This window comes from Xanthocytophaga agilis, assembly GCF_030068605.1.
In the GTDB taxonomy this organism is placed as follows: domain Bacteria; phylum Bacteroidota; class Bacteroidia; order Cytophagales; family 172606-1; genus Xanthocytophaga; species Xanthocytophaga agilis.
Map to the genome: position 1 here is coordinate 119,249 of NZ_JASJOU010000019.1, position 15,242 is coordinate 134,490.

The 15,242-nt window shown below is 40.2% G+C and carries 11 protein-coding genes; 4 read left to right on the top strand and 7 right to left on the bottom strand.

The genetic code is table 11. The features are described from left to right. Positions 1–666 precede the first annotated feature (666 nt). Positions 667–5,163, top strand: a complete 4,497-nt coding sequence (locus QNI22_RS35175; RefSeq protein ID WP_314518642.1) for a CusA/CzcA family heavy metal efflux RND transporter — start codon at positions 667–669, stop codon at positions 5,161–5,163. Between the two features lie 110 nt (positions 5,164–5,273). Further along, positions 5,274–6,398, top strand: coding sequence for an efflux RND transporter periplasmic adaptor subunit (locus QNI22_RS35180; RefSeq protein WP_314518644.1), 1,125 nt, complete (start codon positions 5,274–5,276; stop codon positions 6,396–6,398). Positions 6,399–6,731: 333 nt separating this feature from the next. On the opposite strand, the gene QNI22_RS35185 is transcribed toward QNI22_RS35180, so the two are convergent. Next, positions 6,732–7,481 carry a pseudouridine synthase gene (locus tag QNI22_RS35185; RefSeq protein WP_313978293.1) on the bottom strand — a complete coding sequence of 250 codons (750 nt, stop codon included), beginning with the start codon at positions 7,479–7,481 and terminating at the stop codon, positions 6,732–6,734. Positions 7,482–7,539: 58 nt separating this feature from the next. Further along, entirely contained in the window at positions 7,540–8,247 is a 708-nt protein-coding gene (locus QNI22_RS35190; protein WP_314518761.1) for an NUDIX hydrolase, read from the bottom strand. Between the two features lie 221 nt (positions 8,248–8,468). Between QNI22_RS35190 and QNI22_RS35195 the strand changes: the two genes are divergently transcribed. Next, complete coding sequence (locus QNI22_RS35195) at positions 8,469–8,828, top strand: hypothetical protein (protein ID WP_314518646.1); 360 nt, start codon at positions 8,469–8,471, stop codon at positions 8,826–8,828. Between the two features lie 111 nt (positions 8,829–8,939). On the opposite strand, the gene QNI22_RS35200 is transcribed toward QNI22_RS35195, so the two are convergent. After that, the gene (locus tag QNI22_RS35200; protein ID WP_314518648.1) at positions 8,940–9,836 is read right to left on the bottom strand and encodes an OmpA family protein; all 897 of its coding nucleotides are present in this window, start codon (positions 9,834–9,836) and stop codon (positions 8,940–8,942) included. 585 nt (positions 9,837–10,421) lie between these two features. Here QNI22_RS35200 and QNI22_RS35205 point away from each other — a divergent pair. Further along, entirely contained in the window at positions 10,422–11,138 is a 717-nt protein-coding gene (locus tag QNI22_RS35205; RefSeq protein WP_313978301.1) for a YebC/PmpR family DNA-binding transcriptional regulator, read from the top strand. Positions 11,139–11,229: 91 nt separating this feature from the next. On the opposite strand, the gene QNI22_RS35210 is transcribed toward QNI22_RS35205, so the two are convergent. The 4 genes from QNI22_RS35210 to QNI22_RS35225 all read right to left on the bottom strand — a co-directional run bounded on the left by QNI22_RS35210 (position 11,230) and on the right by QNI22_RS35225 (position 15,194). Then, the gene (locus QNI22_RS35210) at positions 11,230–12,249 is read right to left on the bottom strand and encodes an aldo/keto reductase (RefSeq protein ID WP_314518651.1); all 1,020 of its coding nucleotides are present in this window, start codon (positions 12,247–12,249) and stop codon (positions 11,230–11,232) included. Between the two features lie 137 nt (positions 12,250–12,386). Continuing rightward, positions 12,387–13,259, bottom strand: coding sequence for a helix-turn-helix domain-containing protein (locus tag QNI22_RS35215; protein WP_314518653.1), 873 nt, complete (start codon positions 13,257–13,259; stop codon positions 12,387–12,389). A 57-nt stretch (positions 13,260–13,316) separates the two neighbouring features. Further along, positions 13,317–14,054 carry a leucine-rich repeat domain-containing protein gene (locus QNI22_RS35220; protein WP_314518656.1) on the bottom strand — a complete coding sequence of 246 codons (738 nt, stop codon included), beginning with the start codon at positions 14,052–14,054 and terminating at the stop codon, positions 13,317–13,319. Between the two features lie 21 nt (positions 14,055–14,075). Next, positions 14,076–15,194 carry a leucine-rich repeat domain-containing protein gene (locus QNI22_RS35225; protein ID WP_314518658.1) on the bottom strand — a complete coding sequence of 373 codons (1,119 nt, stop codon included), beginning with the start codon at positions 15,192–15,194 and terminating at the stop codon, positions 14,076–14,078. Between the last annotated feature and the right edge of the window lie 48 nt (positions 15,195–15,242).

Genomic DNA, 15,242 nt, shown 5'->3' on the forward strand with positions numbered 1-15,242 from the left:
AGTCATATTCTAAATTGAAAGGAAGAATTGAAAAAATCAAAAAAAAGTGCGTTTTTTACGGGATAAAAGTCTGAGACTATTTTTTCTATGAAATCAGGCATTGCACTTCTTCTCTCTTTTGTATTTTTCGCCGGTAGCCTGTTTCCGTTTACCGACGTCGAGGAAGCGTTTAAGATACCGAATTTGATTTCCCACTACTTTGAACATACAGAATCCACAACCAAGGACTTAAGCGTCTGGGAATTTCTGCAGCTGCACTATGGGTTAAATTCATCACATGCCAAAAGCCACCACACAGAGACTGACCACAGTCTGCCAATGTTTCATTCGCATTGTATAGGGCTGACATTTGTGATGCCACGTTTTCTTACTTTTCCCAGAATTCACCCCATAGCATTAACCCAATTTACGTATTCTTTCTATCAGAATACCTACGCGTATCTGTTTTCTATCTCATTTCTCCGCCCTCCCCGGTACTAGAAACACATATCTTTTTTGTATCCGTCTTATTTTCAGACACACTATTTGCTTCATCTTAGTCAAATCAGTTCTGTGCAGGCAATTACGTATCTACACAAATCTGATCAACTATATGGCCTTCGTATGCTTCTGAACTTTGCAGGATACAGTCCTACCTTTAGTACACTATTCTAAATCATTCTTCTAATGTTAGACAAAATCATTCATTTTTCCATACATAACAAACTCATCATTGGACTGCTGACATTAGTACTGATCATCTGGGGTGGATGGTCACTTACACAGCTTCCGATTGATGCCGTACCGGATATTACCAGCAATCAGGTACAGATTATAACCCGAACACCTTCCTTAGCAGCACAGGAAGTAGAGCGGCTCATTACGTTTCCGATAGAGCAAACAATGGCCACCATTCCGGAAATTCTTGAAATCCGCTCTTTTTCACGTTTTGGGCTATCCGTTGTAACCATTGTCTTTCAGGAACAGACCGACATTTACTGGGCACGACAACAGGTATTTGAACGATTACAACAAGCCAAAAATGACATACCTGGAGGTGTAGGTGCACCTGAACTCGGACCTGTAACTACAGGGCTTGGGGAAATCTACCAATATACCATACATCCCAAAAAAGGCTATGAGAAGATGTATACGCCTATGGAACTACGTACTATTCAGGACTGGATTATACGCAGACAGCTATTGGGTACGGAGGGAGTAGCCGAAGTAAGTAGTTTTGGCGGTTATTTAAAACAATATGAAATAGCTCTTGACCCTAACCTACTAAACAGTTATCATCTAAGCATTAACGATGTTTTTACTGCCTTAGAAAAAAACAATCAGAACACCGGAGGAGCGTATATTGATAAAAAGCCTAATGCTTATTTTATCCGAAGCGAAGGTCTCATAGGCGATACCACCGACATCAAGAAGATAGTAATAAAGCAGAATGGGAATGGCATTCCGGTACTGATTGGAAATATCGGCAGGGTCACTTACGGACATGCTACCCGGTACGGTGCTATGACCTATAATGATCAAGGGGAAGTAGTAGGAGCTATTGTGATGATGTTAAAAGGAGAAAACTCATCTAAAGTCATCAATAATGTAAAAACGAGGATTGCACAAATCCAGAAAACGCTTCCAAAAGGACTGGTTATAGATGCCTATCTGGATCGTACCCGACTAGTCAACAATGCCATCAGTACAGTAGAGCAGAACCTGCTGGAAGGTGCACTGATTGTGATTTTTGTGCTGGTTATTATGCTGGGTAACCTACGAGCAGGACTGGTTGTCGCTTCTGTTATTCCACTGGCAATGCTCTTCGCTGTTTCTATGATGCATCTGTTTGGGGTGTCAGGCAACCTGATGAGTCTGGGAGCTATTGACTTTGGATTAATTGTCGATGGGGCTGTGATTATTGTCGAAGCCACTTTACATCATATAGTTCAGCAAAAATACAGCCATAGGCTTTCTCAGGAGGAGATGGATCGGGAAGTATATCAGGCTGCCATTAAAATCCGCAGTTCAGCGGCCTTTGGAGAAATTATTATCCTGATTGTATACCTGCCTATTCTAACACTGACAGGTATTGAAGGTAAAATGTTCAGACCTATGGCTCAGGTAGTATCATTTGCTATTCTGGGAGCTTTTATTCTTAGCCTCACCTATGTGCCTATGGTATCGGCTTTATGGCTCAGTAAAAATAGCGGACACACCAAGCCCACCCTTGCTGACAGGTTAATGAAATATCTTCATCGCGTATATACTCCAGTACTTCATTTCGCCCTTAGCCGAAAAAAGCTCATATTAGGTATTTCAGTTATAGCGTTAGTCGTTTCTCTATTTTTATTTACTACACTGGGAGGGGAATTTATTCCTACACTTGAGGAAGGTGACTTTGCTGTAGAAACAAGGCTGGTAACAGGTAGCTCAGTGTCACAAACTATTGAAACAGCTCAAAAGGCTGCTGCTATCTTGTTAAAAAAATTTCCGGAAATCAAAGAAGTGGTCGGCAAAGTAGGATCTTCTGAAGTTCCCACAGATCCAATGCCTATTGAATCCTGTGATCTGATGATTATCCTCAAAGATAAATCCGAATGGGTCAGCGCATCCAATCGCGAAGAATTGGCTCAGAAAATGCAGGAAGCACTCAGTGCACTTCCAGGTGTTTCTTTTGGATTCCAGCAACCTATTCAGATGCGGTTTAATGAATTGGCAACTGGTGCCCGACAGGATGTGGTTTTAAAGATTTATGGAGAGGACCTCAATACACTGGCAGAACAAGCAAAAGTACTAGGTAAGCTGATTCGAAAAGTACAGGGAGCTGAGGATCTTTATATTGAACAGATTACAGGACTACCACAGATTGTAGTGAACTATAACCGGGATAAGATTGCAGAGTATGGTCTTGCCATTGAAGACATAAATAAAGTCATACGGGCAGGATTTGCAGGGGAATCAGCCGGATTAGTCTTTGAAGGAGAACGTAGATTTGACCTTATGGTACGTCTGGAACAAGGCAAACGGCAATCTATAGAAGATGTAACAAACCTGTATATTTCCACTCCTGATGGCAATCAGATTCCGTTATCACAGGTAGCTACGGTAGAATTAAAAAACGGACCGAATCAGATCCAACGAGACAATGCCCAAAGACGAATTACTGTCGGTTTTAATGTTCGTAACCGAGATGTACAGAGTATAGTACAAGAAATACAAGATCGGATTGAAAGGGAAATTAAACTTCCTACAGGCTATTATGTGACCTATGGTGGTACATTTGAAAACCTTCTGGAAGCACGCCAACGGTTGTCAGTAGCGGTTCCGGTAGCATTGGCTCTTATCTTTATTCTGCTCTATTTCACCTTCAGCTCCATTATGCAAAGCATTCTGATATTCACAGCTATTCCCCTTTCAGCTATAGGCGGCATTGTAGCTCTCTGGTTACGCAATATGCCTTTCAGTATATCAGCAGGCATTGGATTTATTGCATTGTTTGGTGTGGCAGTTTTAAATGGTATTGTCTTATTGGGAGAATTTAACCGGTTAAAACAAAATGGCCTTACCAACCTGCAGGATATTATTCTTCAGGGAACAGAAACCCGGCTTCGCCCCGTACTCATGACTGCCCTAGTAGCCTCATTGGGCTTTTTACCGATGGCTCTTTCGCAAGGAGCCGGAGGAGAAGTACAGAAGCCTCTTGCCACAGTTGTTATTGGTGGACTGGTGTCTTCTACCTTGCTTACATTGCTGGTATTACCTGTATTGTATATGCTTTTCGAAAAGTCAGGAAATATAACAGAGCATAATCTGCCAAACAACACCTATGACTCTTCTTCTGAAGATAAACATGATTATGAAAGTCCATCTTCAATTCGAAAAATACTGGCAGTGAACTGGCCCAAATCAGGCTTACGTCCATCTGTTCGTTTTTGGCCTTTTGTTTTTGTAATGTTTTTGATCAGTATTCTGGTTTATCAGACAGGTAATGCACAAACGTCTCCTATGTCTCTCAGTCTGGAAAAGGCTATCATGTTAGCTCTGCAAAATAACCTGGAGGTACAGTCAGGACTTTATGAAATAGATGCGCAGAAAATGTTGCAACGTACAGCATCCGATATTGGCAAAACCAACATCAACTGGATGGGAGGCCAATACAACAGCGTTAACTTTGACAATAGCTTTACGATCAGCCAAAACATCCCCTTCCCTTTCCTATTGAGTCGGAGAGCCAACTACCAGGAAGCCCAAACCCAAACGGTGGAAAGAAGACTGGCTGTGACACAAAATGCGTTGGTACATCAGGTAAAATCAACATACGAGTTGTTGGTACTAGCCAAAGCCCGGCATCGGTTGTATCAGGAACAAGATAGTATATTCAGCCAGTTTGTACGTTCGGCTCAGGTCCGTTACCGTACTGGAGAAAGCACCTTCCTTGAACAATCCACTGCCGAGAGTCAGTTACAGGAAATCCGGTTGCAACTGTCACAAAACGAATCAGATATTTTGATTGCCCAGTCCCAATTACAGACACTTCTCAATCAGACACAACCTATCACAGCAACCGACGAGGTTCTACAAAAACAAACTTTGTCTATACAACTGGCAGATACCAATGCATTGCTCCAAAATCCAATTATTCTGTATTATCACCAGCAAGTGATTACAGCCAGACAGTTTACCCGTGTAGAAAGAGCATTGGCATTACCAGATTTCACCATTGGGTATTTTAATCAGTCGCTTATTGGGACTCAGGTCATTAATGGACAGGATCGTTTTTTTAATGGCAGTAAACGTTTCCAGGGCATAGAGGCAGGAATTTCTTTGCCCTTGTGGTTTCGTCCGTTTCGGGCAAGAACACAAGCGGCATCTCTTAGTGAAAAAATTGCTCAAACTCAGGTACAATACTATCAGAAAGTCATCGGACAGCAATGGCAACAGGCAATCCAGGAATATACCAAGTATCTGAAAAGTCTGGAATACTATGAAAAAACAGCTTTGCTTACTGCAAAACTCATTCTGGAAAATGCTCAAAAAGCATATCGGGCTGGCGAAATAGGCTATCTCGAATATAGCCAGGGTCTGAACCGATCATTAATGATTCGTATGCAATACCTGGAAACGTTACACCGCTTCAATCAAGCTGTTATACAAATTGAATTCCTTGCTGGACAAAAATAATCACCTTCTAACTGACACTATAGTTTATGTATATATATTCTTTCACATTGTTCTTAAATAGATATCATTGTTATCTATCCAGAGTAACCAAAGTAGTTAGCCTTTTTCTTTTGCTTTGTATTTTCGGATGTAGTAATAAAACCGAACCAGTTTCCGAAGAAACACCAAGTGCGGATAGTACAGATGAGAATGTGGTTTTCCTGACAAATCTTCAATACCAAACCGCTGGTATTCAACTAGGCTCTATAACCATGCGTAACATCAGTGGTACACTCAAAGTTAATGGTATGCTGGATGTTCCTCCACAAAATCTGGTTAGCATCTCACCACCCATGGGAGGATTTCTGAAAAGTACCCCTCTATTGCAGGGAATGCAGGTAAAAAAGGGACAGGCCATTGCTGTGATTGAGAACCTGGATTTTATACAATTACAACAGGAATACCTGGATACGAAGAGCCAACTGGAGTTTCAGGAAGCAGAATACCAACGTCAGCAGGAATTAAGCAAAGAAAATGTCAATGCACTAAAAACGCTACAACAGACCAAAGCACAATACCAGAGTACACTGGCTCGCTTTAAAGGATTACAGGCCAAACTGCGGTTTATTCATTTGAATCCGGAAAATGTAGGCAAAGGGTCTATTCAAAGTACTATCTCGTTACACTCTCCTATCAATGGCTTTGTCACACAGGTTCATGGTAATTTGGGGGCTTATATCAATGCTACAGATGTTCTGTTTAAAATTGTTGACCCTGAACATCTTCATGCCGAATTGACTATTTTCGAGAAAGACATTCCCAGTATCAAGATTGGGCAGAAAGTACGGTTTGTACTGGCCAATGAGACAAAAGAACGAACAGCTACTGTTTATCTGATCCGAAAAGAGATTGCTGAAGATCGAAGCATTGGTGTACACTGCCATCTGGACCAGGAAGACGACAATTTATTTCCGGGCACTTATCTTTCCGGCTGGCTGGAAACCAGCGCATTGGCAGTTCCTACCTTACCTGAAGAGTCAGTGATTTTGTCAGGAGAGAAAAAGTATATCTTTATATTGAAGAAAAGGACCCAAGAAGGCGTATACTTTGAACGCAAGGAAATCCAGACTGGCAATACCGAACTATCCTATAGTGAAATCAAATCGATGACCTCTGCCGACTCTCCCAATGCTATTGTAGTAAAAGGAGCATATGATTTATGGGCTGCCATGACTAATACAGAGGAAGAAGAATAAAAGAGAGTACAGTCATAACTTTACAGTGCGCATAGTTATAGGTAAATAAGTATTTTACCCGAACTATGCGCATTATTTTTTTGCGGTGAATTGTGACCAAACACAAAACTTGCGGTTTGTTCTATGCAAAAAACTTTTCTGCGGTTTATTCAACACATCAGCAAATTTGAAGTAAACTCCAGGCAAAATTGTTTTTGCCCAAACAAACCAGAGAAGCTCTTCAATAGGTTGCATACGTTGAACTCAACGCATCAAACTGTTTTAAACTACACTATGCTCAACTAACAGATAAGCAAAACTGTACAATGGAAAATATACCGGATGAAAATGCTTTTACTCTGGTAAGATATTTTCTAATGCGGCCTTCCAGCCAAGCTTTGCAACAACGTCTGAAAATGAGGCATCCAAAGGTGCAGTGATGGCTAGTGACTGCCCTGTAACCGGATGGATAAATTCCATTTTTACAGCATGTAATAAGAGCCGATGGCAATCAAACTGCTGGCGAAAGAAAACATTGTGTTTCCCATCGCCATGAGTGGTATCTCCTACTACATGATGGAAGATATGTTTCATATGCCGCCGGATTTGTCGGTTTCGTCCGGTTAATGGTCTCACCTGAATCAGCGAATAACGTGTGGTCGGGTGTTTAGCAACCTGAAAGGGCAGTTCCACTGTTGCCAACCGTTTGTATTCTGTAATGGCACTTTGTGCAGGAGCATCTTTCACAGCCTGCTGGTCAGTCATCTTATCCCACATTTTGGTTAAGGGATAATCTATGACTTCCTCTTCTGCTGTATATCCTCTTACCACCACCAGATAGGTCTTGATTGTCTGTTTGTCTTCAATAGCTTTACTCATCTCACGGGCAGTATCCCTGTTCAGAGCAAATAACAGCACCCCTGAGGTAGGTTTATCCAATCTGTGCAATAAATAAATACGTTTTTTTAACTGCTTGCGAAGCACCTGTTGTGCATTAACCAATTCATACTTATCCATCTCACTTTTATGAACCAGCATGCCCGCAGGTTTATTTACAGCCACTAACCACTCGTCCTGATAAAGAATTTCCAATGAATCTGCCACAAAAGAAATAAGCTTGTCTGTATAGGGACTACTATACTGATAGTAGTTTTTAGATATACTAGATAAAGCTGTTGGGAATAAAATTAAGAAATGAGTTAAACTGTTTCTGATACTTTTCAGTATCTACACTATACAAGAAGGCCCCTTTTTTTGAATATCCTTTCTGCTTCTCTTTCAGCTTTACAAGTAAACTGGTAGAAAGTATCTTTCGGCTAAAGTTTCGTTTGTCAAATGAGGTAGCAAAGATCGCTTCGTATAGCTTTTGAAGTTGCGGAATGGTAAATTTTTCAGGCAACAATTCAAATCCGATAGGATGCTGGGATGCCTTATACCGTAGTTTCTCAATAGCCAGTTCAATCATAGCTTTGTGGTCAAAGAGTAAATCCAAGCCATCGAGTTGATTGAGAGAGAACCAGTGTGCATCATAAGTATGTGATATTTTTTGTTCGTAGTCAGCCACATTGATCAGAGCAAAATACGCTATTGAAACAGTTCGCTCTACCGGGTCACGTTGCGGATCTCCAAAAGTATATAACTGCTCCAGATAGATATTAGTCAAATTCGTCAACTCATACAAAATTCGGGATGCTGCCTGTCCCAATCCTTCCCCAGGTTGTAACCACCCTCCCATCAGCGACCATGTTTCCCGATTGGCTTCTACTCCCCGCCGGACCAACAATAATTTGAGTTCGTCCCCATCAAACCCGAAAATAATAGAATCAAGAGCTACCAGGCATCGGGTTTGATAACGGTATTCTTCCAGCATTTTGTTTTTGAGTTCTTCCTGCATTGTATAGGTAAGAAAGCCTAGGTTGGATAAAGTTAGTGTAAAACAGCTTCTCAACTACAAAAGAATAGATTTCACCTAGAAAAACAAAACTATCCTGCAGGACTAATCTACGGTTATTTAAAAGTAATACTTGAATGGTATCATTTTTTATATTAATTTAATGTTAATCAAATCGATCATTAGTTAACATTAAATTAATGAACACTTCCAACATAACACCCGACTCACACGATGCGAAACAATTAACTGTGATTGATGGCACGTGTTATATATGGCATAAGAACGCCTGGAAGAAATATGACAAGTATCGTATAAAGCATCGTCGCAAAAAATTTGTTCGATTAGTCAAACGACTGGTGAGTGGTCCCATTGCAGGTATGGCAATGGGTATTCTGACGTATCGTCTTTTACAGGTACAGCTATTTGTGGCGATTTCTATAGCTTTGACCATTGCAGCGGTGGGGTTATATCTACGGTTCCGCTATGTGAAGTATGTGTATCTTGGCTTTATAGTGACATTATATTTATTTCTTTTTCTACGGGTTCTTCTTCGTTGAAGATCCACTTACAAAGTATCGACCTTTCCTACAACGCTTCATATACACAAAAGTCCTTTCCGTTTCCAGAAAGGACTTTTGTATTTTACAGACTAACGTCCTGATTATTTTTTAATAATGGTAAATCATTTCTACACGACGGTTTTTCGCACGACCAGCGTCTGTATCGTTGGTATCTTTTGGACGAGCTTCACCGAAACCATCTGTTGTAATCCGGGCAGCATCAATACCTTTTTCAGCCAGATAACGTTTTACTGACTCTGCACGACGACGTGATAGATCCAGGTTTGCTTCATCTTCACCTACATTGTCGGTATGCCCTTCCAGGTGCAACAGGGAATTAGGATTCTGCTGCATGATGCCAGCCAGTTCATTCAAGGTAGCAAAAGAAGAAGGTTTGATTACATCTTTGTTTGTCTCAAACAACAGATTGTCAAATGCGCGTTTTAAGGCTTCTTTTTCCTCTTTCTTGATTTCAGGACAACCATGATTAGCAATAATGCCTGGTACATCCGGACACACATCATCTGCGTCATAGATACCGTCACCATCCTTATCTTTCTTCACAATCGGACAACCCAGGTTATGAGGATCTCCAGGCACGTCCGGACATTTATCTACGTTGTCAGTTACTTTATCATTATCACGGTCACCCCATGGACAGCCATGATTTTCTTTAGGTCCGGGAATCGTATCGCAATTATCTTCATAGTCGTATACTCCATCAAAGTCAATATCTGGAGGACAGCCAAAAGGAGTTACTTTCTCTCCTATCGGTGTATGAGGACATTTATCCCGGTAGTTAGGCACACCGTCCTTGTCATCATCATAGGAATAGTACGGGGAAACATAAGGTTTCACCTCCTTTTTTCCTTTTTTAGTTTCAGTCTTTTTACCAGACATTGCATCTGCCGACTCATTGGTTGCCGACGAAGCAGTCCCCTGAGCAAATGCTCCATAGCCAGCTAAAAAAATCAGGCTGGTTGTGAGTAAAGTTGTAAAACGCATAGATCTTATCTTATTAGTTGTGTTAAACTGTTCTTCTGTCATCACTGTATGCGTCCTACTGAAAAAAAGTAATCGACCAAACCTGCCTATTCCTTCGACGAAATGAAATATTGAGAAGATAAAAATTTGAAATAGTAAATTTAGACTATAGAAATAGGCAAACAGAGAGATGTTTTTACAAGGTATATAGTATTGGCAAATGTTTTTCCACCTTGGAATTACACCCTCTAAAATTCTCTCTAAAACATTGACACAAAGAGAAATAACTATTTCCACTCACCTCATTTAGCCTATCTTCCACTTAAATATCCAGAATTAAAATTGCTGCAAAGCCTCAGATTTATTACATAAAAAAGGTAATCTCTAGTTTGTTACCTATACATAAGATTTATTTCTTCCAACCCGAAGCCACCTGAGAAGGTATACTTTGGGTCACACATTTTCCACTGTGAGTACCTGCCAGTGAGTAGAGAAAACACTGTTTTTTGGCAGATGCCGGCTTTTTTGTAAAGAAGTTATCTGAAATAATTTCTACATTTGCAGCACTTTTCTCATTTATACAATCATTTATTCATATATAGATTCATGGGACGCGCATTTGAATTCCGTAAAGCCCGCAAAATGAAACGCTGGGGCATGATGGCTAAAACTTTTACCAGAATTGGAAAAGATATTGTTATGGCTGTAAAATCCGGAGGTGCTGACCCTACCACCAATTCACGGTTACGGGCTATTATGCAGAATGCCAAAGCCGTAAACATGCCTAAAGACAATGTAGAAAGAGCAATTAAACGGGCTTCCTCAAAAGATGAGGCTGACTACAAAGAGATGGTATATGAAGGATATGCGCCACATGGTGTAGCCATTCTGGTAGAATGTACTACAGACAACCCTACACGCACTGTAGCAAACGTACGTAGTTACTTTAACAAAACTGGTGGTAGCCTGGGTACATCGGGTATGCTGGACTTTATTTTTGAACGTAAAAGTATCTTCAAAATCGCGGCTGACCCTAAAATCGACATTGAAGAACTGGAACTGGAACTGATTGACTTCGGTGCAGATGAAATATTTCTGGATGAAGAAGCCGGTTTGATTAACGTCTATGGTGAATTTACTGCCTTTGGTGCGTTACAAAAGCATCTTGAAGAAAAAGGTTATGAACTAAAAGGAGCAGATTTTGAACGCATTCCGAATGATACCAAGCAACTCACAGAAGAGCAGGTAGCAGATGTTGAAAAACTGATCGAAAAGCTGGAAGAAGATGATGATGTACAGAATGTATATCACAATATGGGATAGTACTTACTCACACAGTCAGATATAGAAAAACCGGAACGTTGGATATAAACGTTCCGGTTTTATTTTAATACATATTAATCTTAAGTTATCCTTATATCTTCCGGTCTGCACCTGTTCGGTCTAGCATCCAGCCAGGGTATTCAGGAGACAGCCTACTTACTTCGTCCAGTTTTTGGAGTTCGTCCGCACTAAACTGCACATTACCAGATGCAATATTGTCATTCAGTTGATCCAATGTCTTTGCACCTATAATCACAGAAGTGACTACTGGCTGATGTAGCAACCATGCCAAGCTAAGTTGTGCTACAGATACTCCTTTCTCTTTCGCCATAGGATGCAGTACATCTAATATGTCATAAGCTTTGTCTTTATTAACAGGTGGAAAGTCGAATGTTGCCCGACGTGAGCCTTCTGCACCTTCTATAGTACGACCATATTTGCCACTTAGCAGTCCACCTGCTAATGGACTCCATACCATTAAGCCTACCTTCTGATCCAGAAGCAATGGCACAATTTCCCGTTCCAGATCTCGTCCGGCAATGGTGTAATACGCTTGAAGAGACACAAACTTTGCAAGTCCTTTGTACTCAGAGATAGAAAGAGCCTTCATTAGTTGCCAGGCAGCAACATTGCTGCATCCGATATAGCGCACTTTGCCACTTTGCACAAGTGAATCCAGTGCCCGCAAGGTTTCTTCTAAAGGTGTCATCGGATCATAGGAATGAATCTGATACAGATCTATATAGTCCACATTAAGCCGTTTCAAACTTGCTTCTACCTGTTCCATGATATGTTTACGGGTAAGGCCAATCTGATTGGGCAAGCTTCCCATCTTCCCTCTCACCTTTGTCGCAATCACTAACTCATCTCTGTTCAGGCCCAGTTCCCGAATGGCCTTTCCTGTCATCTCTTCGGATACTCCTTCGGAGTAGACATTGGCCGTGTCAATAAAGTTGATACCTGCCTCTACCGATTGTTTGACTAAATCATTTACCATCTTCTGATCCAGTTGTCCAATCACATTCCAGAATCCTTTTCCACCAAAAGTCATTGTACCTAAACAAAGATCCGAAACCAGAAGTCCGGTATTACCTAGCATTTTGTACTTCATATGTATCTATTGGTTTGTGTGATAAAAATTACTGCTTCTGATCAATTTATTTCACGAAAACAGCCTGCACAAAGGTATAAGCAGGTCAATAGATCAGGCTAACGATTTTCAAAGGAAAAAGTATACTTTTCAAACAATTACTTTCGCAGGGAAAGTGGAGTTGCACCAGTCTTCTTTTTGAAAAAGTTATTAAAATAGGTAGGATATTGAAACCCCAGGCTATAAGCAATCTCGGAAATACTCCAATCAGTATGCAGAAGCAAAGCTTTCGCTTCATTAACGATCCGATTGGTAATATGTACTGTAGTAGGCTTACCCGTTATTTCACGCACAGCATAGTTGAGATGGTTCACATGTACAGATAAGTTGACAGCATAATCACTGGCATTGCGCAACTTTAACACTTGTCCCGGAGAGTCTATCGGAAACTGCCGTTCCAGAAGTTCCAGAAAAAGACTGGCTATTCGGGATGCGGCATTCTGATGTATGAAGGCAGAAATTTCAGGCTGCATTTTCAGCGCTTCATGAATCAGCAGATTCACATGATTGCGTAAAAGATCGTATTTGTAAACATACTCCGTCTCAATCTCTTCCAGCATTCGTTGAAAAAGACTTTCCACATACAAAACCTGTTTATCATTCAGAAAAAACACAGGCGTTCCTCCTATTTTAAACATAGGTACGTCGTGCACATTATCCATCCGATCACCGGATTTCAGAAACTCCTCTGTAAAGATACAGAAGTAGCCTTCCCTGACTTCAGAGAGATGTTCAAATGCATAGGGAACAAGCGGATTGGAAAAGATCAGAGCAGGCTGAGTAATCTCAATGCTTCTGTTGGCATAATGTAATATACAGTGATTGGTAAGCAAGGTTACTTTATAAAAATCCCGACGACTATAGGGTATCGTTTTCCCCTTTGACCTCTCTATCGAATACACATTAAAATGCCTGACCGGAGACTGGTTTTGGGTACCATCTTGTAGTGTTTTAGTTTCTTTTGTAATCATGTCACAAAAATAAGAATATCAAAGAATTTTATCGTATAGTCTTATAAGCAGACCGATTCACTTTATATCCTTTGTTCTACGTAATTCGAATAGCACCTGACACTTGGGTAGTTCCTCCCTGATTCGTTCTTTTTCTTCTACGGAAAACGAATTATTGACCAAAACCAGGAAGAGTAGCTTAGAAAGACTTTTCAATTGAGCAGACAAAGATTGCAGTTTGTTATCAGAAATGAGCAAAGTAGATAATCGGCTTAGATTCAGAATTTCATCTGGTAAAGACTCAAGATCATTATGATCAAGAAATAAAGATTCAAGACCATGAAGCTTTCCTATTTCCAAAGGCAGCTTCACTAATTGATTATGGCTTACTTTTAATTCCATTAACTGAGAAAGTTCTCCAATTTCGGCAGGCAATGACGTTAGCTGGTTATACGAAAGTTCCAAATGCGTCAAGCCTTTGAACTGGCTGATATCAGTAGGAAGCACTCTAAGCTTATTATTAGCCAGATTCAATTTTTCTAAATGTCTGAAATATTTGATTTGAGAAGGCACCCCCGTTAAATCCCGTTTAGACAGATCTAGTTCCTTCTTAAAATAAACTCCGTACAGCTTCTTATTAAATGGGTAATGAGCACTTTTTGAGAAAAAGCCAAACGCTATTTCAACACCTTGTTTAAACTCTTCTATGTCAATATGTGATGCTTGGGCAATCTCTAAACCAAGTTGAATACTCTCCATCTGCCCGGAAAGTAATAGCCGCATTACATTTTCTTTTTCAATCTGATCTTCCGCCATAGTGTTTTCTTGATAAGATGATTAAAACCAGATTCGACAATTAGGTAGCCAGGCCCGAATCTTTTGTTGCTCGGCCTCTGAAATGGGATTACCAGTCAGATTAAGAGAATCTAGTTGGGTTAGATTTTTTATTTCTTCAGGTAGTCTCTCTAATTGGTTATTATTCAGATGAAGAGTCGTTAACCTAGTTAATGTCCCAATTTCAGCAGGAAGTGTTCGCAGTTGACAATTACCCAATTCAATATAATCTAAGACTGGCAACTTGCTAATGCTAATAGGAAATATAGATAGAGGATTTTCCTCTAAATATAACCCATTCATTTTTTTAAGTTTTTCTATTTCTACAGGAAGAGATTGCAAAAGGTTAGTAGTAAGATCCAACCTTTCCAAATCAACTAAGCACCCAATTTCATCTGGTAGGGATATCAGTCTATTATTAGACAATTCCAGTTCTTTGAGATTGATAAGTGCACTAATTTCCTGAGGCAGGCTTGTCAGCTGATTTTCATCTACTCTAAGCTCTTTCAATCTGATTAACTTTCCTATTTCGACTGGTAACGCCACTAACTGAATCGAACGTATATCCAACAATATTAGATCTGTAAGATTGCCAATTTTGGCGGGAATAATCTTTAACGGGTTATTACCTAAATCAAGATTTGTGAGGGTAGTAAGGCTCCATATCTCATCTGGAATGATAGTGAATTGATTAAAAGACAAACGAAGTTCCTTGAGATTTTTGAGATTCCTTATTTCAGTGGGTAATGTATTGAGTTGATTGGCTGATAAATCCAGCCATGTCAATTGGGTTAGGTTTCCTATCTGGGTTGGTATAGCAGTGAAGTGATTACGGGTTAAATCCAGTGATTTCAGATTGACAAAATAGACAATTTGCCAGGGCAATATAGATTCATCACGTAATGTTAGACCTCTTGCATTACTGATTTCCCATAATTGTTTCTCAAAAGAAATACCCACCTTACTTGAAAGTAGACGATAGGCAATACTAATATCCTGTTTAAACTCTTCCAGATCAAGTTTCAAAGTTTCCGCAATGGTTAATCCTAACGCAATAGTATCCTCCTGCTCGGAAAGCAACCATCTCATTACCTTCTCTTTTTCGATTTCCTTTTCTGACATAAACTTATGATCTAAACTTATCTAAATGCAAGATTAGATTATTACCAG